Annotated in this window: 14 protein-coding genes, 1 other RNA gene and 1 pseudogene; 12 read left to right on the top strand and 4 right to left on the bottom strand. The window is 62.4% G+C overall.

The features are described 5' to 3' along the window. The first annotated feature begins 2 nt into the window (after positions 1 to 2). The 6 genes from ligA (at position 3) to L9B60_RS03435 (ending at position 8,174) form a co-directional block, all read left to right on the top strand. Positions 3 to 2,357, top strand: coding sequence for an NAD-dependent DNA ligase LigA (gene ligA, locus L9B60_RS03460; RefSeq protein WP_249676267.1), 2,355 nt, complete (start codon positions 3 to 5; stop codon positions 2,355 to 2,357). Positions 2,358 to 2,449: 92 nt separating this feature from the next. Beyond that, on the top strand, positions 2,450 to 4,513 hold the full coding sequence (treS, locus tag L9B60_RS03455; protein WP_249676265.1) for a maltose alpha-D-glucosyltransferase: 2,064 nt from the start codon (positions 2,450 to 2,452) through the stop codon (positions 4,511 to 4,513). A gap of 44 nt (positions 4,514 to 4,557) precedes the next feature. Then, positions 4,558 to 5,721: a zinc-binding metallopeptidase family protein gene (locus tag L9B60_RS03450; RefSeq protein WP_249676263.1), complete on the top strand. Its 1,164-nt coding sequence runs from the start codon at positions 4,558 to 4,560 to the stop codon at positions 5,719 to 5,721. A 445-nt stretch (positions 5,722 to 6,166) separates the two neighbouring features. After that, positions 6,167 to 6,263: signal recognition particle sRNA small type (ffs, locus tag L9B60_RS03445), an RNA gene on the top strand. Positions 6,264 to 6,443: 180 nt separating this feature from the next. Then, a complete protein-coding gene (locus tag L9B60_RS03440; protein WP_249676261.1) occupies positions 6,444 to 6,860 on the top strand; it encodes a hypothetical protein in 417 nt (138 codons plus the stop codon). Positions 6,861 to 6,998: 138 nt separating this feature from the next. Beyond that, positions 6,999 to 8,174, top strand: a complete 1,176-nt coding sequence (locus L9B60_RS03435) for a hypothetical protein (RefSeq protein WP_249676259.1) — start codon at positions 6,999 to 7,001, stop codon at positions 8,172 to 8,174. A 519-nt stretch (positions 8,175 to 8,693) separates the two neighbouring features. Here L9B60_RS03435 and kdoO read toward each other — a convergent pair. Together kdoO and L9B60_RS03425 are read right to left on the bottom strand one after the other, a co-directional pair. After that, complete coding sequence (gene kdoO, locus L9B60_RS03430; RefSeq protein WP_249676258.1) at positions 8,694 to 9,569, bottom strand: Kdo hydroxylase KdoO; 876 nt, start codon at positions 9,567 to 9,569, stop codon at positions 8,694 to 8,696. Between the two features lie 87 nt (positions 9,570 to 9,656). Beyond that, positions 9,657 to 10,412, bottom strand: coding sequence for a substrate-binding periplasmic protein (locus tag L9B60_RS03425; RefSeq protein ID WP_249676256.1), 756 nt, complete (start codon positions 10,410 to 10,412; stop codon positions 9,657 to 9,659). Between the two features lie 131 nt (positions 10,413 to 10,543). Between L9B60_RS03425 and dnaX the strand changes: the two genes are divergently transcribed. From dnaX to recR, 4 genes are all read left to right on the top strand, one after another. After that, the gene (gene dnaX / locus L9B60_RS03420; RefSeq protein ID WP_249676253.1) at positions 10,544 to 12,628 is read left to right on the top strand and encodes a DNA polymerase III subunit gamma/tau; all 2,085 of its coding nucleotides are present in this window, start codon (positions 10,544 to 10,546) and stop codon (positions 12,626 to 12,628) included. Between the two features lie 73 nt (positions 12,629 to 12,701). Beyond that, positions 12,702 to 13,028, top strand: coding sequence for a YbaB/EbfC family nucleoid-associated protein (locus L9B60_RS03415; protein ID WP_249676251.1), 327 nt, complete (start codon positions 12,702 to 12,704; stop codon positions 13,026 to 13,028). Between the two features lie 191 nt (positions 13,029 to 13,219). Beyond that, a complete protein-coding gene (gene curA, locus L9B60_RS03410) occupies positions 13,220 to 14,254 on the top strand; it encodes an NADPH-dependent curcumin/dihydrocurcumin reductase (RefSeq protein ID WP_249676249.1) in 1,035 nt (344 codons plus the stop codon). A 62-nt stretch (positions 14,255 to 14,316) separates the two neighbouring features. Next, a complete protein-coding gene (recR, locus tag L9B60_RS03405) occupies positions 14,317 to 14,919 on the top strand; it encodes a recombination mediator RecR (protein WP_249676247.1) in 603 nt (200 codons plus the stop codon). A gap of 75 nt (positions 14,920 to 14,994) precedes the next feature. Here the strand turns inward: recR and acnB are convergent, their stop codons facing one another. After that, on the bottom strand, positions 14,995 to 17,604 hold the full coding sequence (gene acnB / locus L9B60_RS03400; RefSeq protein ID WP_249679649.1) for a bifunctional aconitate hydratase 2/2-methylisocitrate dehydratase: 2,610 nt from the start codon (positions 17,602 to 17,604) through the stop codon (positions 14,995 to 14,997). Positions 17,605 to 18,002: 398 nt separating this feature from the next. Between acnB and L9B60_RS03395 the strand changes: the two genes are divergently transcribed. Then, positions 18,003 to 18,512 carry a DUF1289 domain-containing protein gene (locus L9B60_RS03395; RefSeq protein WP_249676245.1) on the top strand — a complete coding sequence of 170 codons (510 nt, stop codon included), beginning with the start codon at positions 18,003 to 18,005 and terminating at the stop codon, positions 18,510 to 18,512. 76 nt (positions 18,513 to 18,588) lie between these two features. On the opposite strand, the pseudogene uspL reads toward L9B60_RS03395, so the two are convergent. Beyond that, a pseudogene (gene uspL, locus L9B60_RS03390) lies at positions 18,589 to 19,447 on the bottom strand (universal stress protein UspL). Positions 19,448 to 19,553: 106 nt separating this feature from the next. Here uspL and L9B60_RS03385 point away from each other — a divergent pair. Next, on the top strand, positions 19,554 to 20,156 hold the full coding sequence (locus L9B60_RS03385) for a MiaE family protein (protein WP_249676243.1): 603 nt from the start codon (positions 19,554 to 19,556) through the stop codon (positions 20,154 to 20,156). The last annotated feature ends 56 nt before the right edge of the window (positions 20,157 to 20,212 follow it).

Below are 20,212 nucleotides of genomic sequence, written 5' to 3'. Positions count from 1 at the left end.
CCATGAATGCCGCCCAACGGATCCTCGAACTTCGCGCCGAACTGGATCTGCACAACTACCGCTATCACGTACTCGACGAGCCGAGCATCCCGGATGCCGAATACGACCGCCTGTTCCGCGAGCTCAAGGCCCTGGAAGCCGAGCACCCGGAGCTGGTGACACCTGACTCGCCCACCCAGCGCGTCGGCAACGTCGCCTTGGGTGCCTTCAGCCAGGTGCGCCATGAAGTGCCAATGCTCAGCCTGGGCAACGCCTTCGAGGAGGCGGACATGCACGAGTTCGATCGCCGCGTCACCGAAGGTCTGGACCTGCCGGTGGGCGATCTGTTCGGCGGCGGCGCCGAGGTGCACTACAGCTGCGAGCCTAAGCTCGACGGCCTGGCCGTGAGTTTGCTGTACCAGGACGGCCAACTGGTGCGCGGCGCTACCCGTGGCGACGGCACCACCGGCGAAGACATCAGCGTCAACGTGCGCACCATCCGCAACATCCCGCTCAAGCTGCACGGCAGCGGCTGGCCTGCCACCCTGGAAGTGCGCGGCGAAGTGTTCATGTCCAAGGCCGGTTTCGAGAAGCTCAACGCCACGCAGATGGAGCAGGGCGCCAAGACCTTCGCCAACCCGCGCAACGCCGCCGCCGGCAGCCTGCGCCAGCTGGACTCGAAAATCACCGCCAGCCGCCCGCTGGAATTTTGCTGCTATGGCCTGGGCCAGGTCTCGGAAAACATCGCCGACACCCACATCGGCAACCTGGAAAAGCTCAAGACCTGGGGCATGCCCATCAGCCGCGAGTTGAAACTGGCGAAGAACATCGGCGAGTGCCTGGATTACTACCACGACATCGGTGCGCGGCGTAATGACCTGCCGTACGAGATCGACGGCGTGGTATTCAAGGTCAACAGCCTGGCTTCCCAGCGTGAGCTGGGCTTTCGCGCGCGTGAGCCGCGCTGGGCCATCGCCCACAAATTCCCGGCCATGGAAGAAATGACCGAGCTGTTGGACGTCGAGTTCCAGGTGGGCCGTACCGGCGCGGTAACGCCCGTGGCGCGCTTGAAGCCGGTCAAGGTGGCGGGCGTGACCGTGGCCAATGCCACCTTGCACAACATGGACGAAGTGGCGCGCCTGGGCCTGATGATCGGCGACTCGGTGATCATCCGCCGCGCCGGTGACGTGATCCCCCAGGTGATGCAAGTGGTGCTCGAACGCCGCCCGGAAAACGCCCGCCCCGTGCACATTCCCGAAAGCTGCCCAGTGTGCGGCTCCCACGTGGAGCGCACCCAGTTGGTCAAGCGCAGCAAGGGCAAGGAAACCGTCAGCGAAGGCGCGGTGTACCGCTGTGTCGGCCGCCTGGCCTGCGGTGCACAGCTCAAGCAGGCGATCATCCACTTCGTTTCACGCCGCGCCATGGACATCGAAGGCCTGGGCGAGAAAAGCGTCGAGCAACTGGTGGACGAAGGCCTGGTGGCATCGCCGGCCGACCTGTACACCTTGAAGTTCGACGACATCGTCGACCTGGAAGGCTTTGCCAAGCTGTCCACCGAAAACCTGCTGCAGGCCATTGCCGACAGCAAGCGCCCCAGCCTGGCACGCTTCATCTATGCTCTGGGCATCCCGGACGTGGGCGAAGAGACGGCCAAGGTGCTGGCGCGCTCCCTGGGCTCGCTTGCACGCATCATGGTGGCCTTGCCCCAGGTGCTCACCTACCTGCCGGATGTCGGCCTGGAAGTGGCGTTCGAGATCCACAGCTTTTTCGAGGATGCGCACAACCGCACCGTGATCCAGCAACTGCTGGAGCGCGGCCTGGACCTGCAAGACCAGGGCGACGTGCACCCCGAATACGCCGCCAGCACCACCCTGGCCGGCATGATCGCCAAGCTGGACATCAGCTCCGTGGGGCCCACGGGCGCCGAGAAGCTGGTGAGCAAGCTCGACAGCCTGGACAAAATTATCGCCGCCGATGGCATCGACCTGCGCCAGGCATTGACTACCAAGCAGGCGGAGGCGGTGCGCGAATACTTCAAGGTGCCCGAGAACGCCGCGCGGGCCAAGGCCGTCGAGCAGCAGCTGAAAGACTTCGGCATGCACTGGGCCTGCGAAAAGAAGCGGGTGGAAGGCTTGCCACTGGCGGGCCAGACATGGGTGCTGACCGGCTCCCTGGAGCGCATGAGCCGCGACATCGCCAAGGACAAGCTCGAAGGGCTGGGGGCGAAAGTGGCCGGTTCCGTGTCGGCCAAGACCTACTGCGTGGTGGCGGGGCCGGGTGCAGGCTCCAAGTTGACCAAGGCCAACGAGCTGGGTTTGAAAGTGCTGGACGAGGACGCGTTCATCGATTTCCTGGCAGGCCACGGCATCCACGCCTGACGCCGCTCCAGGGGCTGTCATGATGTCGATGCAACGAACCCCGTGCCGTGTACTCATAAGGACATGCGAAAAACCACGGGGGATCTTGGCACATGACAACACCGGACAAGGACTACATCCAGTGGCTGGTCGACCAGTCGATGCTCAACGCCGCCAAGCAGCGCGCCAAAACCTACTCCGGCCAGGCGCGGCTCTGGCAGCGGCCCTTCGCCGAAGCTCGCCCTCGGGACGCCACGGCCATTGCCTCGGTGTGGTTCACGGCCTATCCCGCCTCGATCATCACCCGCGAAGGCGGCTCGGTGCTCGAAGCCCTGGGCGATGAAAAGCTCTGGCACGCACTGTCCGAAGTCGGCATCCAGGGCATCCACAACGGCCCGCTGAAACTCTCCGGTGGCCTGCAAGGGCGCAAACGCACGCCCAGCGTGGACGGCAACTTCGACCGCATGAGCTTCGACATCGACCCCTCCTTGGGCAGCGAAGCAGAAATGCTCATGCTCAGCCGGGTCGCCGCGGCGCACAACGCCGTGGTCATCGACGACACCATTCCGTCCCACACGGGCAAGGGCGCGGACTTTCGCTTGGCCGAGATGGCCTACGAGGACTATCCCGGCCTGTATCACATGGTCGAGATCAAGGAAGAAGACTGGCCCCTGTTGCCCGAGGTGCCCAAGGGCCGCGATGCAGTCAACCTGCTGCCTGACACGGTCGACCTGCTCAAGGCCAAGCACTACATCGTGGGTCAACTACAGCGGGTGATCTTCTTCGAGCCCGGCGTCAAGGAAACCGACTGGAGCGTCACCCCAGTGGTGGTCGGCGTCGACGGCAAGGCGCGGCGCTGGGTGTACCTGCACTACTTCAAGGAAGGCCAACCGTCGCTCAATTGGTTGGACCCAACCTTTGCCGCGCAACAGATGATCATCGGCGATGCCCTGCACGCGATCGATATCATGGGCGCGCGCATCCTGCGCCTGGACGCCAACGGTTTTCTGGGCGTGGAGCGCCGTGCCGAAGGCAATGCCTGGTCCGAGAGCCACCCGCTGTCGGTCAACGGCAACCAATTGCTCGGCGGGGCGATCCGCAAGGCCGGGGGCTTCAGTTTCCAGGAGCTCAACCTGACCATCGACGACATCGCCGCCATGTCCAAGGGCGGCGCCGACCTGTCCTACGACTTCATTACCCGCCCGGCCTACCAGCACGCGCTGTTGACCGGTAACACCGAATTCCTGCGGCTGATGCTGCGCCAGGTGCACGCCTTTGGCATCGACCCGGCCTCTCTGATCCATGCCCTGCAAAACCATGACGAGCTGACCCTGGAACTGGTGCACTTCTGGACGTTGCACGCCCACGATAATTACCTGTACATGGGCCAGACCTTCCCCGGCAACATCCTGCGCGAGCACATCCGCGAAGAGATGTACGAGCGCCTGGCCGGCGAGCACGCGCCCTACAACCTGAAGTTCGTGACCAACGGCGTGTCGTGCACCACGGCCAGCATCATCACCGCCGCCTTGGGTATTCGCGACCTGGACGCCATCACCGAGGCCGACGTGCGGCAGATCCAGCACATCCATATTCTGCTGGTGATGTACAACGCCATGCAGCCCGGGGTGTTCGCGCTGTCTGGCTGGGATTTGGTCGGCGCCTTGCCGCTGCCCGCCGAGCAGGTGGCGCACCTGATGCAGGACGGCGACACGCGCTGGATTCATCGCGGCGCCTATGACTTGGTCGACCTGGACCCGACGTGCGAGTTGTCCGCAGGCGGCATGCCGCGGCCGAAGACGCTGTATGGCAGCCTGAGCGAGCAATTGCTGAACCCCGACTCGTTTGCCTCGCAACTGAAGAAGATCCTCGCGGTGCGCCGTGCCTACGATATCGCGGCCAGCCGGCAGATCCTGATTGCGGACGTGCAACACCCAGGCTTGCTGGTGCTGGTGCACGAATTGCCCGCCGGCAAGGGGACGCAAATCACGGCCTTGAACTTCAGTAACACCGCGCTGGTAGAAACCCTGCATCTGCCAGACATCGCGCCGGGGCCAGTGGTGGACATCATCAACGAACGGGTCGAGGGCGACCTGAGCGAGAATGGCGAGTTCACCATCAGCCTGGACCCATATGAGGGCCTGGCGTTGCGGGTCGTCAGCAGCACACCGTTGTAAGCACGCGCAGCCCTTTCAAAACGCAAGGCCACAGGAAGATCGCCATGTTTGAATTTTTCCAGCAGTTGAGCACCCGCATTGCTGCGCCGTTTGTTGGCAACGAAGCGCGCCACAGCAAGGTGTGGCAGTGCCAGTGCGGCCAGTCGGTGTTCTTTCGCAACAGCCAGTGCCTGGCCTGCTCGGCGGCGTTGGGCTACTGGCCGCAGGGCAGCCAGCTGTCGTCACTGCAGGCCGGGCCGCAACAAGGCACCTGGCAACTGGACGCCAACCCCGAGGCGGGGCTGTTTCGCCGCTGCGCCAACCTCGACACGCCGGCGGCCTGCAACTGGCTGCTGGCAGCGGATACGCCTGGCGATTTTTGCGTGTCGTGCAGCCTGAACCGCACCATTCCCGACCTGTCGGTGCCGGAAAACCCCGAGCGTTGGCGCAAGGTCGAGATCGCCAAGCGCCGCCTGGTCGCGCAGTTGCTCAACCTTGGCCTGCCGGTGGTGGCCAAAGTGGAAGACCAGGCCGAGGGGCTGGCCTTCGATTTCATCGGCATCGACCTTGAAGGCAACCTGCCCATGACCGGCCACGCCAATGGCCTGATCACCCTGGACATCAAGGAGGCAGACGATGCGCATCGCGAGCGCATCCGCGTGCAGATGCGCGAACCTTATCGCACGCTGCTGGGCCATTTTCGCCACGAAGTCGGGCATTACTACTGGGATCGCCTGGTGGCCGACAGCCACTGGCTGGGCGAATGCCGCGCGCTGTTCGGCGACGAAAGCCAAAGCTACGCCGACGCCCTGGAGCGCCACTACCAACAGGGCGCCCCGCTGGACTGGCAGCAAACCCACGTCAGCGCCTACGCCACCATGCACCCTTGGGAAGACTGGGCCGAAACCTGGGCCCACTACCTGCACATGATGGACGCCGTGGACACGGCCCTGGGCTTTGGCATGAGCGCCCGGCAAATGGACCTGGACTACCAGCCGTTCCCCCTCACTACCTTGTACGACCCCGAACACGAAAGCGGCCCGGCGTTCCTGGCCTTCGTCAACGCCTGGATCGAACTGGCCGGCATGCTCAATGAGCTGTCACGCAGCATGGGCCAGCCAGACTTTTACCCGTTTGTGCTGCCCCAGGCGGTGATTGCCAAGTTGCACTTTATTCACTTGGTGATTCAGGAGGCGGGGGGCAGGGCGGATGAGGTGTTGCAGGTTTGAGAGGGGGGGCGGACGGACGGGCGATAGGCTTGGCTTGGGATTCAAGTGATGCATATACCGGCCGCCCGCGCGGCCTATTCGCAAGCAAGCTTGCTCCCACATTTTTTGCAACGTACCTATGTCTGTGGGAGCGGCGTTGAGCGCTTTTAAAGGCACAGAAAATTTACTTGCTGTACAGGCAGGCAACGCCTCTCCATCAGAATGCGGCACGTTGCAGCCAATGTGGGAGCAAGCTTGCTTGCGATAGGCCGCTGCGGCCGGTCTCAGCAACCATTGAATCCCAAGCCAAGCCCATCTACGCCACACCCAAATCCCAAGCCAACCCACCCACTCCCAACCCCTTGAACCCCCTCAAATTTTTTTCCTGCAACCAAAGGTTGTATCTTCGCGCCAGACCGGTACAATGGCCCCGCTCGCTGCCAGGCGAGTGTTGTTATGGTGACCCCATCGGTCCCCCCGCAACGATTACCCGTTAACCTGGTCAGAGCCGGAAGGCAGCAGCCACAGCGGGAACATTGTGTGCCGGGGTGTGGCTGGTGGGGTTGCCTCCATTACTGCAGTATTCCTCGTATTGGCTATCTCCACTCTTCACCTCAAGGTGATTCAGAGTGATTTCGTCGTGTCTGGCATTCCCAGACCTTCGATTATCCATTCGCTCGGTTTATCATGCCTCGTTTAGCGGGCCCTCGGCCCAGCGCCCTTCACGAATTACGGAAACCCCCATGGCCTCCGCCAACAAACAGCAAAAACGCGCTACCCGCGCCAAGGCCAAGGCCAAGCAGAACCGTACCCAGCGCAACAGCGCTCCGGTGGAGCTGGACCCGAACGACAGCCGCATCGACTTCGAATCGGTGGACCTTACCGAGCTGTTCAAAAAAATGAGCGATGCCGAAAAAATCAGCCAGAAAGCCCTGTGCGCAGCCTTCCTGGAAGACCCGCTGATGGAGGTGGTGTTCGAGCAGGAGGGCGAGGAGGGCACCATGGATTTCATCCTCGCGGCGTTGATCGAGTACCGTCAGTGGTCCACCGAGGCTGATGAAGCCACGGCGCTGGCGTGGATTGAGTCGCCAGCGTTCCAGGCCGATTACGTGGCGGCCTCCGAAGAGATCGCGGCCCGGGCGCAACAGCAGGCGGACTGAACCGCAGTACCGGCCAGCCGCGTATCTGCGGCTGGCCGTCATGTCAGACGATTCACTCGGCCGTATCAGAAACAGCCTCTATATCCCCCTTCTTTCGTTCTTTACATTCCTACGTCATCACCCTTGGGACGAATTGGAATGATCGAACTGCCAGGCCTTACTCTCGAATTTCTCGACGCGGACCCCGCCACCCAAGCCCTGTGCCTGCGCTACTGGCGTGCTGATGAAGAGGGCCGTTTCGTGGAGAAGATGGTTTCGATCTGCAGTGATGCCGGCCTGACGCAGGCGCAGCTTCGCCAGGTAGTGCGCCAGCATGCTCGCGTGTGGTCCAGAGGGCTCGACTGTTCGCGATGTGTGGCGCCGGTGCAATTCGCTTCCCGGACGGATTTCGTTGCCGGGCATGCGGCGCGCGCCTTTGTGTGTGATACCTGCATGGTGACGGCGCGCAAAGACGCCGACGGGACCAAGCAACGACTGCTGCAGGAGGGCTATGAGCGCGCCATGGCGGCCGCAGATTCGGTAGAGGAGTTGAGCGCGCGTCATTGCCTGTTGCTGCTGGCCTTGTTCAAGTTTGCAGGCTTCGAGCAGCTGACCGCCATACGGGCCTATGCCGGTGCGGGGCGGGAGTTGTTGTCGCCCTCGCGTACCTTCGACCTGGCCTTGATCGATGAACTGTGGAAGGCCGGTGTGATTGCAGTCGGTCCGCAATCACCACTGGAGGCCATCACGCTGCAGCGCGATGGCGGGGCCACGTTCGATTTCGAGCGTGTGCACTGGGCGCCGACGGTGCGCTACGACGCGCCGTTTGCCGGGGTGTACGAGCAGTTGGATGCGCGGGTAAGCGGCGCCACCTTTGCCGAGGGGCACATGGCGGATATCGCCGAGTGTTGCCAGGAGTTGGCGTGCGTGGAATGCCTGGCGTTTCTGGAGGCGGTGCTGGGCGAATACGCCATGGGCTATTCACCGGGCGACAAGACCCGTGCGGTATTGGCCAAAGCGCTGGAGCATTACTCGGTGGCCCAGGTGTGCAATTTTCTCTGGCGTTCGGCCAAGGATGCAGCCGCCTACCAGGTGCGCAGCGGGGTATCGAAAAGCCACGCGGCGCGCACGGTGGTGGGCAGCGTTGAACGCTACATGGAAAAAGCCCAGGCCAACGGCTGGGAGGTGGCGCGCTACCGGCGCAATTACCGGCTGCCGCAATCGATCCTCAGCCGGGTGATTTACAACGGTTTGCTGGCAACTGATGATGGCGGGTTCAGCGAGCTTAACAGCGTGCTGCTGGAGCGCTATCGGACGGCCGGCGCAGGCCTGTAGGGTCGGCGGTCCGGCGCACCGGTTCATCCGCGAAGGCCTCGCCGCAGCTTGTCTGATACAACGCGGCGATCTTTTCGCGGATAAATCCGCTCCTACAGATTAATTGCGTTCCCCTGTAGGAGCGGATTAATCCGCGAAGGCCTCGCCGCAGCTTGTCTGATACAACGCGGCGATCTTTTCGCGGATAAATCCGCTCCTACAGATTAATTGCGTTCCCCTGTAGGAGCGGATTAATCCGCGAAGGCCTCACCGAAGTATGCCTGACACAACGCGGCGATCTTTTCGCGGATAAATCCGCTCCTACAGAGTAATTGCGTTCCCCTGTAGGAGCGGATTAATCCGCGAAGGCCTCGCCGCAGCTTGTCTGATACAACGCGGCGATCTTTTCGCGGATAAATCCGCTCCTACAGATTAATTGCGTTCCCCTGTAGGAGCGGATTAATCCGCGAAGGCCTCGCCGCAGCTTGTCTGATACAACGCGGCGATCTTTTCGCGGATCAACCGGGGCGCCAGCGGGCGTCAAACCAACGCCTGCCCCATCATCCGCTCCAGCACCCGCAGTGGCGCGCGTTCGGCGTGTTGCATGCAGTTCACTGGCAGCAGGAACGTCTGCTCCAAGGCAAACTGCCCGCTGATGGCCGCGTGTGATACCTGATCGGTAAACACCATCCAGGTGGAGCCTGCCGGCAATTCCCACAGCTGCTGGCCGACGCGGGCCTGGTAGGCCAGGTCGCCCTTCATGTGGTCGTGCAGGTGCATCATGTAGTGGTCGTAGCTGCTGCGCGGGCTTTTGGTGATGCCCAGGGCGTTGAGCACCCGGCGGCTGCCCCACACCGGCTTTGGCAGTTTGCCCAGGTACTGTCGCGCCACCTGTTCGAAAGGTTCGCCCAAGCGCCATTTACGCGGCTGGCCGGCTGGGTTGACGTTGCTGAACACCCGCAGGATGCGCTTGCCCTGGGTGGGTGAGGAGGGAAAGTTATCCACATGCAGGCGCGTGTCGTCCTTGCGCCAGGAGGTCTGGCGGCCGGCGATTTCCACCGGGCGGAAGCTGGTGCGCGCTTGCTGTACGCCTTGGGCATACGGCGCAAGTACGTGCCCAACGAGATTTCTCGCCGAGTTGGCGAAGCGCATCATCATCGCCTGCAGTTGGGCGATCTCTGCCTCGCTGGCCTTGCAGCCCTTGAGGGCGCCGGTGGCAGGGGTCAGGCTGATGTTCTTGCTGGCCCCCACGATCTGCGACTCGCACAATTGGCGTTCGCTGTCGCTGAGGGCAAATGGCAAGTTGGGAAACAGCACGACCTGCCCGGCTTCCAGTGCATCCATCACGCTGGCCTGTTGTGCAAGGCTGGCGGGTACGTTCCATGTATCGAGTGAACAACTGATGATCTCAGGCATGGTGCCTGTCTCCGGTGTAACAAATTATTTCATATGATAGTTCGCGGCTGTATCAAGCGTGAATTAAATATTACCGTTATCAAAATTTTAAGGCGGCGGTGGTTCGGTCGCAGACGTGTAATGGGCGATGATCTGGTCGATCTCCCCGCTCATCTTCATCCGCAGCAGGGTGCGTAAAATGCGTTGCACCGGCACCTTGGGGTCGTTGCGCACGTAACAGCCCAGGCGCTGCTCTTCCAGGAAGGCCACGCTGTGCAACTGTTGGCCAGGCGGTTGCTGCTGGTTGAACCAGTTCAGCGAAAACTGGCTGCTGATGGCGTACCGGTAACGACCGGCGCGAAGCTTTTCCAGTACCTGGTATTGGCTGCGGGCATCGTCGCGCAGCAGTTGGCCCTTGTCGAACTGCCCCTGCAACGTGGGGTAGCTGTAGCCCAACACGGCGCCGATGTTCTGCGGGGCCAGCGTAGCGGGGTCGACCGGGGTGGTGTTATCGGCCCTGGCCACCAGGTAGTCGCGCTGGGTGATCAACGGCAGGCTCCAGATGTAATCGCCCGAAAGCCCCGGCAGCCAGGACTGCGCCGCATAGCAGCGCACATCCACGTCACCGCGCTCCATGGCGGCCTGCAAGCGCAGGCGGGCGATGACGTGGAATTCGACGGGCGAGCCGACCTGGCGCGCCAGGCTCTGGATCATGTCATAGAGAATGCCCTGGGTGGGCTGGTTGTCCTCGATGTGCACCAGCGGCATGGTCCAACTGTCGGCGATGGAAAACCGCAGAGGTGCTTCGGCGCCCAGGCCAAGGCCGGGTAACAGGGCTACAGCAGCGCTCAACACTAGGCGCATCGGGCTCTCCGTGCCGGCAAAAGTTTTACAAGGTGCAAGCTTAGCCATAATAGACGCGGGCATCGGATGCAATTTTGCCCCTGCTCCGCTACGATTAGCGGTCTTCCGCTATCTAGTTGCGACGGTTTTCGATGAGTTATCAGGTTCTTGCACGTAAATGGCGCCCCCGCTCGTTCCGCGAAATGGTTGGCCAGACCCATGTGCTCAAGGCTCTGATCAATGCCCTGGACAATCAGCGCCTGCACCATGCCTACCTTTTTACCGGTACCCGGGGGGTGGGCAAGACTACTATCGCGCGCATCATCGCCAAGTGCGTGAACTGCGAAACCGGCATTACCTCCACGCCGTGCGGCGAGTGTTCGGTGTGCCGCGAGATCGACGAGGGCCGTTTTGTCGACCTGATCGAGATCGACGCCGCAAGCCGCACCAAGGTCGAGGACACCCGCGAGCTGCTCGACAACGTGCAGTACGCGCCAAGCCGTGGCCGCTTCAAGGTCTACCTGATCGACGAAGTGCACATGCTCTCGAGCCACTCGTTCAACGCCTTGCTCAAGACCCTGGAAGAGCCACCACCCTACGTCAAGTTCATCCTGGCGACCACTGATCCGCAAAAATTGCCGGCGACCATCCTGTCGCGTTGCTTGCAGTTTTCGCTGAAGAACATGACCCCCGAGCGGGTGGTCGAACACTTGAGCCATGTGCTGGGTGTGGAAAACGTACCGTTCGAAGACGATGCCCTGTGGCTGTTGGGCCGCGCCGCCGATGGCTCGATGCGTGACGCCATGAGCCTGACCGACCAGGCCATCGCCTTTGGCGAGGGCAAGGTGCTGGCGGCCGATGTGCGGGCGATGCTCGGCACCCTGGACCACGGCCAAGTGTATGGCGTGTTGCAGGCGTTGCTGGAAGGCGACGCCCGCGGCTTGCTCGAAGCCGTGCGGCACCTGGCCGAACAAGGCCCGGACTGGAGCGGCGTGCTGGCCGAGATGCTCAACGTATTACACCGCGTGGCAGTGGCCCAGGCCTTGCCGGAAGCGGTGGACAACGGCCAAGGCGACCGTGATCGCGTGCTGGCGGTAGCCCAGGCGCTGCCGGCCGAAGACGTGCAGTTTTATTACCAGATGGGCCTGATCGGCCGTCGCGACCTGCCCTTGGCACCCGACCCGCGTAGCGGATTCGAGATGGTGCTGTTGCGCATGCTGGCGTTCCGCCCTGCGGACACCGGCGAGGCGCCGAGGCAAACTCTAAAGCCCTCGGGGATCAGCCAGGCCACAGCTGACTCCGCCCACACCGTGGCTGGCCCTGCCCAGGCAGTGCCGGTAATCGCCGCACCTGCACCTGCGCCGGTTGTGGCACCTGCACCCGTGATGGCTGAACCTGCCCCGGCTGCCGTTCCCGCGCCTGCGCCAGTGGCCGAGGTGGTCGACTTGCCGTGGAACGAACCTACGCCTGCGCCGGCCATCGAGCTCGTCGTGCCTGAGCAGGCGCCTGAGCCTGAGCCTGAGCCCGACGCCCAGCCCATGCCGGTGGAAGAGCCGGTGCTGGAAACCGTGGCCGAGCAGCCGGCGCTCACGCCGATGCCGACCCCGGTGCCAGATAGCGTGGTGCTGGATGCGCCGCAGCCTGAAGAGGCCGCGCCGAGCGAGTACAGCCCGGCGGGCATGGATCGTGATGACGAGCCGCCGTTGGACGAGGACTATTACGAACCGGATTTGGACACCGGCGCCTACAGCTACCTGGACGAACTGGCCAGCGAAAGCGTGCCCGAGCCGGTGGCGCAGCCTGAGCCCGAACCCGCTTCGCAGCCGGCCACCGGTCTTGCCCTGCAGTGGCTGGAGTTGTTCCCCAAGCTGCCGATCTCCGGCATGACGGGCAGCATCGCCGCCAACTGCAGCCTGATCGCGGTGGATGGCGACCATTGGCTGTTGCACCTGGACCCAGGTCACAGCGCACTGTTCAATGCCACCCAGCAACGCCGGCTGAACGATGCGCTTAACCAATACCACGGGCGTAACCTGAGCCTGACCATCGAGCTGATCCGCCCAGAGCAGGAAACCCCTGCCCAGGCCGCAGGGCGCCGGCGCGTGCAACGCCAGAGCGAGGCCGAGGCGTCGATTCATGCCGATCCGTTCATCCAGCAAATGATGCAACAATTTGGCGCAATCATTCGCGACGATACAATTGAACCTGTCGACGCTTTGGTCAGCCAAAGCACGTAACCTGATAACTGAAGCAACGGGGGCCACCGGGCCCGCGTCGCTACCCGTCCAATCAACCGTTGAGGTGATCCCCATGATGAAAGGTGGCATGGCCGGCCTGATGAAGCAGGCGCAGCAGATGCAAGAGAAAATGGCCAAGGCCCAGGAAGAACTGGCCAATGCCGAAGTCACCGGCCAATCCGGCGGTGGCTTGGTCACGCTGGTGATGACCGGCCGTCACGACGTCAAGCGCGTGACCCTGGACGAAAGCCTGATGCAGGAAGACAAAGACGTGCTGGAAGACCTGATCGCCGCCGCGGTCAACGACGCCGTGCGCAAGATCGAAGCCAACAGCCAGGAAAAAATGGGCAGCATGACCGCCGGCATGCAACTGCCGCCGGGCATGAAGATGCCGTTCTAAGCTGAACGTGCACGATTGAGAAATGCCAGGCCTTGTGCCTGGCATTTTTTTTGGTTGCTCAACCATCAGCCTCATTCTTGTGGAGGCGGCGGTCCGGCGCCCCGGTTCATCCGCGAACCCACGGTCCCACCTGAACGCCCCAGCCCAACTGCTGTCAGCTCTACATAACCCACTGCCCAGGAGCCCCGAGCATGTCCCAGGATCTGACCCTCAACCAGCGCATCGTGCTGGTATCGCGCCCCACTGGCGCGCCCAGCCCTGAAAACTTTCGCCTGGAGCGCGTCGCGCTGCCAGACTTGGAAGAAGGGCAGGTATTGCTGCGCACCCTGTACCTGTCCCTGGACCCCTACATGCGCGGGCGCATGAGTGACGCGCCGTCTTACGCTGCGCCCGTGGAAATCGATGCCGTCATGACCGGCGGCGCCGTCAGCGTCGTCCAGCAAAGCCGCCATCCCAAGTTCCAACAGGGCGACCTGGTAGTGGGCTCCACGGGCTGGCAAAGCCATAGCATCAGCGATGGCGCAGGCCTGATGCCGCTGCCGGCCGGCATTCCCAGCCCGTCGCTGGCGTTGGGTGTGCTGGGCATGCCGGGTATGACCGCCTACATGGGCCTGACCCACATCGGTCAGCCCAAGGCCGGTGAAACCCTGGTGGTGGCCGCAGCCTCCGGTGCCGTGGGCTCGGTAGTGGGGCAGGTGGCCAAGTTGCAGGGCTTGCGCGTGGTAGGCGTGGCCGGTGGCGCCGACAAGTGCCGCTATGTGGTCGACGAGCTGGGTTTCGATGCCTGCATCGACCACAAGGCAGACGACTTTGCCCAGCAGTTGGCCCAGGCCTGCCCCCAAGGTATCGATGTGTATTTCGAGAACGTCGGAGGCAAGGTGTTCGACGCCGTATTGCCCTTGCTCAACCCCAAGGCGAGGATCCCGGTGTGCGGGTTGATCGCCCAGTACAATGCCACGGCGTTGCCCGAAGGCCCCGACCGCTTTTCGCTGCTGCCGCGCACCTTGCTTACCAAGCGCATCCGCATGCAGGGCTTTATCGTGTTCGACGACTACGGCGACCGCCATGCCGAGTTCTTCGCGGCCATGGTGCCGTGGGTGCGTGACGGCAAGATCAAGTTCCGCGAGGACGTGGTCGAGGGCTTGGAAAATGCTCCTGAAGCCTTTATCGGCCTGCTGGAGGGTCGCAACTTCGGCAAGCTGGTGGTCAAGGTCGCCGACGCGTGAATTGACGTCAAACCGGGGCGCGGGTATAAACCGCGTCTCGTTGTCATGTCAGGCTTTTTACCATGAGCTTCAGCCCTCTGATTCGCCAACTGATTGATAGCCTGCGCATCTTGCCTGGCGTCGGTCAGAAAACCGCCCAGCGCATGGCCCTGCAATTGCTGGAGCGTGACCGCAGCGGCGGTTCGCGCCTGGCCTTGGCCCTGAGCCAGGCCATGGACGGCGTGGGCCATTGCCGCCTGTGCCGCACCCTGACCGAAGAAGAACTATGCCCGCAATGCGCCGACCATCGCCGCGACGACACCCTGCTGTGCGTGGTGGAGGGGCCGATGGACGTGTATGCGGTCGAGCAAACCGGCTACCGTGGTCGCTACTTCGTGCTCAAGGGGCACCTGTCGCCACTCGATGGGCTAGGCCCCGAGGCGATCGGCATCCCGCAGTTGATGACGCGTATCGACGAGCAGGGCAGTTTTACCGAAGTGATCCTGGCCACCAACCCTACCGTGGAAGGCGAAGCCACCGCCCACTACATCGCCCAATTGCTGCAGGCCAAGGGCCTGGTGGCCTCGCGCATCGCCCATGGCGTGCCGTTGGGTGGCGAGCTTGAATTGGTGGACGGCGGCACCTTGGCCCATTCGTTTGCCGGGCGTAGGCCGATCACTTTGTAGCGGTCGACCGCAGGTTTTGCGTAGGCAATAAAAAACCCCGTCACCAGGACGGGGTTTTTTTATTGCCGGTCAGCTTTAAGCCTGAACCACCGGAATGTTCGCGTTGGCAGCAGCCTCGCGGAATTCGGCGATCTGGTCGAAGCTCAGGTAGCGGTAAACGTCGGCCGCCATGCTGTCGATGCTGGCAGCGTATTCCATGTACTCTTCCACGGTTGGCAGCTTGCCCAGGATCGAGGCAACGGCGGCCAATTCGGCGGAGGCCAGGAACACGTTGGCGCCATCGCCCAAGCGGTTCGGGAAGTTACGGGTCGAAGTCGACACGACCGTCGAGTTCGGCTCTACCCGTGCCTGGTTACCCATGCACAGCGAGCAGCCCGGCATTTCCATGCGCGCGCCAGCCTTGCCGTAGATGCCGTAGTAGCCTTCCTCGGTCAGTTGGTGGGCGTCCATCTTGGTCGGCGGCGACAGCCACAAACGGGTTGGCAGCTGGCCTTTGACCTTGTCCAGCAGTTTACCGGCAGCGCGGAAGTGACCGATGTTGGTCATGCACGAACCGATGAACACTTCGTCGATCTTCTGGCCTTGAACGCTGGACAGCAGGCGAGCGTCGTCCGGGTCGTTAGGGGCGCAGAGCACTGGCTCCTTGATGTCGGCCAGGTCGATCTCGATCACTTCGGCGTATTCGGCGTCGGCGTCGGCGCTGAGCAGGTCCGGCTTGGCCAGCCACGCTTCCATGGCCTGTGCACGACGTTCCATGGTACGCGCATCGCCGTAGCCTTCGCTGATCATCCAGCGCAGCAGGGTGATGTTCGACGTCAGGTACTCGGCGATGGCTTTTTCCGGCAGCTTGATGGTGCAACCAGCAGCGGAACGCTCGGCGGAGGCGTCGGACAGTTCGAACGCTTGCTCGACGGTCAGGTCGTCCAGGCCTTCGATTTCCAGGATACGACCCGAGAAGGCGTTGATCTTGCCTTTCTTCTCGACGGTCAGCAGGCCGTTCTTGATGCCGTAGTAAGGGATGGCGTGTACCAGGTCACGCAGGGTGATGCCTGGGTTGAGCTTGCCCTTGAAGCGCACCAGTACCGACTCCGGCATGTCCAGTGGCATCACGCCAGTGGCAGCGGCGAAGGCCACCAGGCCGGAACCGGCCGGGAAGGAGATGCCGATCGGGAAGCGGGTGTGCGAGTCACCACCGGTGCCGACAGTGTCCGGCAGCAGCATGCGGTTCAGCCAGCTGTGGATGATGCCGTCGCCTGGGCGCAGCGACACGCCACCACGGGTGCGGATGAAATCCGGCAGGGTGTGGTGGGTGGTCACGTCGATCGGCTTCGGATAGGCCGCGGTGTGGCAGAACGACTGCATCACCAGGTCAGCGGAGAAGCCCAGGCATGCCAGGTCTTTCAGTTCGTCGCGGGTCATGGGGCCGGTGGTGTCTTGCGAACCCACGGTGGTCATTTTTGGTTCGCAGTAGGTGCCAGGGCGCACGCCCTTGTCTACTGGCAGGCCGCAGGCCTTGCCGACCATCTTCTGTGCCAGGGTGTAGCCCTTGCCAGTGTCGACCGGCGCTTCCGGCAGCTTGAACAGGTCGGTTGGGCCCAGGCCCAGCTCGGCGCGCGCTTTTTCGGTCAGGCCACGGCCAACGATCAGCGGGATACGGCCACCAGCGCGGACTTCGTCCAACAACACCGGGGTTTTCATTTCAAAGGTGGTGATGACTTCGTCGGTACCGTGCTTGCAGACTTTGCCAGCGTGCGGGTACAGGTCGATCACGTCGCCCATGTTGATGTTCGACACATCGAATTCGATCGGCAGGGCGCCGGCGTCTTCCATGGTGTTGTAGAAGATCGGGGCGATCTTGGTACCGAAGCAGAAACCACCGGCGCGCTTGTTCGGCACGTAGGGGATGTCGGTACCGAAGAACCACAGTACCGAGTTGGTCGCCGACTTACGCGACGAACCGGTACCCACCACGTCGCCAACGTAGGCGACCGGGAAGCCATCGCCGTACATCTGGGCGATTTGCTTCATTGGGCCGATCTGGCCTTGCACGTCAGGCACGATGCCGTCGCGAGCCATTTTCAGCATGGCCAGGGCGTGCAGCGGGATGTCCGGACGCGACCAGGCGTCTGGGGCCGGGGACAGGTCGTCGGTGTTGGTTTCGCCGGTGACCTTGAACACACGCAGGCTGATCTTGTCGGCCAGGGTAGGGCGCTTCTTGAACCACTCGCCATCGGCCCAGGACTGCAATACGCCTTGGGCGTGCTGGTTGCCGTTCTTGGCTTTTTCGGCGACGTCGTGGAAGGCGTCGAACATCAGCAGGGTGTGCTTGAGTTGCTCGGCGGCAACCGCGGCAAGCTCCGCGCTGTCCAGCAGCTCGATCATGGTGGCGATGTTGTAGCCGCCCTGCATGGTGCCCAGCAGCTCGACGGCACGCTTCTTGTCGATCAGGGGGGAAGTGGCTTCGCCTTTGGCGATGGCCGACAGGAAACCGGCTTTCACGTAGGCCGCTTCGTCCACGCCTGGTGGTATGCGGTTGGTGATCAGGTCGACAAGGACGGCTTCTTCGCCAGCGGGGGGATTCTTCAACAGCTCGACCAAGCCAGCTGTTTGTTCGGCGTTAAGCGGCTGGGGCACGATACCCAGGGCGGCACGCTCTTCGATGTGTTTGCGGTAGGCTTCAAGCACAGTTATTACCCTCATCAGTGGTCCCTGTCCGGGACGCTCATCCAGTAAACTCCCGCTCCCATGCGCTGCGCGGCTTTTTGAGCCGTCTAGCCAGGGTTTCGGAAATTCCTTACAGAAGCTGCTTTCAAAGTTTTACGCCTCCAGAACGGGGAGCTGATGAGGGCTGGCGCCAGGTATTTTTGCCTGAAAATACCTGCGCCAACGCCGTTCTTTCGGATAACTGTGCTCGTGACGCTTTGAAAACAGCTTCTAACGGACATTGGTGCCTAAAAAGGCAGCGTGATTCTACGGTAAAAAAACAAGAAAGGTAAGTTAAGCCCTACTCATTCTGGGGTGACCCTCGTTAGACAAAGGGCTAACATGGCCCCTTGTTTGCCCTTGCAGTGCGTTGAGTAGCCATGTCCAACCAGTCGATCAAAACCCCTTGCGTTGGCCTGTGCTCCACGGTTTACGGGGATCTTGTGTGCCGCGGTTGCAAGCGCTTCCACCACGAGGTGATCAATTGGAACGGCTACGACGAAGACGCAAAAACTGCCGTTTGGTTGCGCCTTGAACAGTTGCTGGTTCAGGTGATGGTGGCCAAGCTTGAAATCTTCGACCCTGGCAAACTGCGCCAGCAGCTGGAACAACGCAAGATTCGCTTCGTGCCGCACCAGTCCGAGTATTGCTGGGCCTATCAGCTGATCGCCCGCGGCGCCCGGGTGATCAACAACCTGGAGGCCTACGGCATGGTACTCCTGCCGGAGTTCAGGGATTGGGAATTGCCCGAATTGCGCGATGCCATTGATCGGGAATTCTTCATCTTGTCAGAGGCGCATTACGAGCGGTATATCGCGCCTTCGTTCCTCAAGACCGCCTTGGACCTTCCCGTAGGCGCGGAGTCGTCCGCCAAGGACACGCCGCGCTAGGCGGGCGATATTACGTCGACCATTTCGCGGATAAATCCGCTCCTGCAGGGTTATCAGGCAAACCGCGGCGTGGTGGCTAACGGGCAAGCTCCGTCAAATGCGCGACGATCTCGTCCGTCTTGAGCACCAGCACATCCCCCTCCAACTTATCCAGCACCACCTCCGCCGTGTTGCCGATCAGTGCTCCGGAAACCCCGGTGCGCGCCACCGTGCCGATCACCGTCACTCACGGCGTTGAGCTTTTGCGCCGTGAACGGGATCAGCACATCCGCCGGCCCCTCGGCAATGTGCAGCCGGTCGTCGCTGATGTCGTACTCGGTCTGGAACGCCAGGCACTGCTCGCGGTAGCGCGCCTCGATGGTTTCCTTGAGCTGGAACACCGGGTCTTTGGCCGACAGCATGGGCGAGGGGTGCGCGGCAATCACGTGCAGTTGGCCCTTGGCCAGGTTGGCGATTTGATAGCCATGATCGACGATGGTCGCGTGCAGGTGGCGGTGTTCGCCGTCACTATTGCCCACGTCCACCGCCGCCAGCACCACGCCGTGGGTCCAGGGGCGCTCGCTTTTCACCATCAGCACCGCGCAGGGGCATTGGCGCAACAGCTTCCAGTCATCGGGGGTCAGCAAGAGCCTTTTCAGGGCGCTGTCGGCAACGTGCTGCTTGATCACCAGCTCGCAGCCTTCGGCCTGCTGCACACCGATAATGGTTTCATGCAGGCTTTCGTGCCAGGCCTGCTCGGCCGACGCGCTGAAGCCGTCGTCATGCAGTTGGCTTTTCAGCAAGCTGAGCAGGGCGCTGTGGTCTTGCTGCTGGTCGCACAGCAGCAGGTGCAAGTGCGCTTGGGTGACGCCGGCGATCAGCTTGGCGCGGGTCAGGGCCTGGCTGTGCGCATGGCCTGGGTCCAGTACCACGAGTATGCTGCGGATGGCTTGCATGGTGTGGCGCTCCTTGGTCGGTTTCACTCAGATCAAGCATAGCGGCTGGCAGTGCGCCGTGACGTCAGTATAATCGCCCGTTTTTGCCCCCCTTCAGGAGTTGAGCATGTTGTCCGAAATCCATGAGTTCCTCGGTTGCAGGACGCCGCAGACGTGGGTGCAAGCGGCGCTTGCCGACCAGGAAACCATGCTCATCGACCACAAGAACTGCGAGTTCAAGGCCGCCAGCACCGCCCTCAGCCTGATCGCCAAGTACTGCACCCACGTTGACCTGATCAACATGATGTCGCGCCTGGCCCGCGAAGAACTGGTGCACCACGAGCAAGTCATGCGCTTGATGAAGCGCCGCAAGATCGAACTGCGCCCGCTGTCGGCCGGGCGCTACGCGTCGGGCCTGCGCAAGGTGGTACGGACCCACGAGCCGGTCAAGCTGGTCGACACGCTGGTGGTCGGTGCCTTCATCGAAGCCCGTAGCTGCGAGCGTTTCGAGGCGCTGGTGCCGCACCTGGACGAAGAGCTGGGCAAGTTCTACACCGGCTTGCTGATGAGCGAGGCGCGGCACTATCAGGGCTACCTGAAGCTGGCCTACCAGTACGGTGATGCAGCCGACATCGCCAAGGTGATCGAAAAGGTGCGCGCCGCCGAAGCCGAGTTGATCGACAGCCCGGACAGCGAGTTCCGCTTCCATAGCGGTGTACCTTCCTTCTAAACACCCCGACTTGAAAAAAATCTGACGGCTGCCCTAAACCTTGGCGGCCTTTTGTC

The sequence above is a fragment of the Pseudomonas abieticivorans genome (assembly GCF_023509015.1).
Classification (GTDB): Bacteria; Pseudomonadota; Gammaproteobacteria; order Pseudomonadales; family Pseudomonadaceae; genus Aquipseudomonas; species Aquipseudomonas abieticivorans.
Note: the sequence above shows the minus strand (reverse complement) of the source record. Positions and strands in the feature narration are given on the sequence as shown.

Excerpts from the sequence above, each read along its gene's own strand:
- ligA (WP_249676267.1), top strand. The coding sequence starts at position 3 with ATGAATGCCGCCCAACGGATCCTCGAACTTCGCGCCGAACTGGATCTG.
- treS (WP_249676265.1), top strand. The coding sequence starts at position 2,450 with ATGACAACACCGGACAAGGACTACATCCAGTGGCTGGTCGACCAGTCG.
- L9B60_RS03450 (WP_249676263.1), top strand. The coding sequence starts at position 4,558 with ATGTTTGAATTTTTCCAGCAGTTGAGCACCCGCATTGCTGCGCCGTTT.
- L9B60_RS03440 (WP_249676261.1), top strand. The coding sequence starts at position 6,444 with ATGGCCTCCGCCAACAAACAGCAAAAACGCGCTACCCGCGCCAAGGCC.
- L9B60_RS03435 (WP_249676259.1), top strand. The coding sequence starts at position 6,999 with ATGATCGAACTGCCAGGCCTTACTCTCGAATTTCTCGACGCGGACCCC.
- kdoO (WP_249676258.1), bottom strand. The coding sequence starts at position 9,569 with ATGCCTGAGATCATCAGTTGTTCACTCGATACATGGAACGTACCCGCC.
- L9B60_RS03425 (WP_249676256.1), bottom strand. The coding sequence starts at position 10,412 with ATGCGCCTAGTGTTGAGCGCTGCTGTAGCCCTGTTACCCGGCCTTGGC.
- dnaX (WP_249676253.1), top strand. The coding sequence starts at position 10,544 with ATGAGTTATCAGGTTCTTGCACGTAAATGGCGCCCCCGCTCGTTCCGC.
- L9B60_RS03415 (WP_249676251.1), top strand. The coding sequence starts at position 12,702 with ATGATGAAAGGTGGCATGGCCGGCCTGATGAAGCAGGCGCAGCAGATG.
- curA (WP_249676249.1), top strand. The coding sequence starts at position 13,220 with ATGTCCCAGGATCTGACCCTCAACCAGCGCATCGTGCTGGTATCGCGC.
- recR (WP_249676247.1), top strand. The coding sequence starts at position 14,317 with ATGAGCTTCAGCCCTCTGATTCGCCAACTGATTGATAGCCTGCGCATC.
- L9B60_RS03395 (WP_249676245.1), top strand. The coding sequence starts at position 18,003 with ATGTCCAACCAGTCGATCAAAACCCCTTGCGTTGGCCTGTGCTCCACG.
- L9B60_RS03385 (WP_249676243.1), top strand. The coding sequence starts at position 19,554 with ATGTTGTCCGAAATCCATGAGTTCCTCGGTTGCAGGACGCCGCAGACG.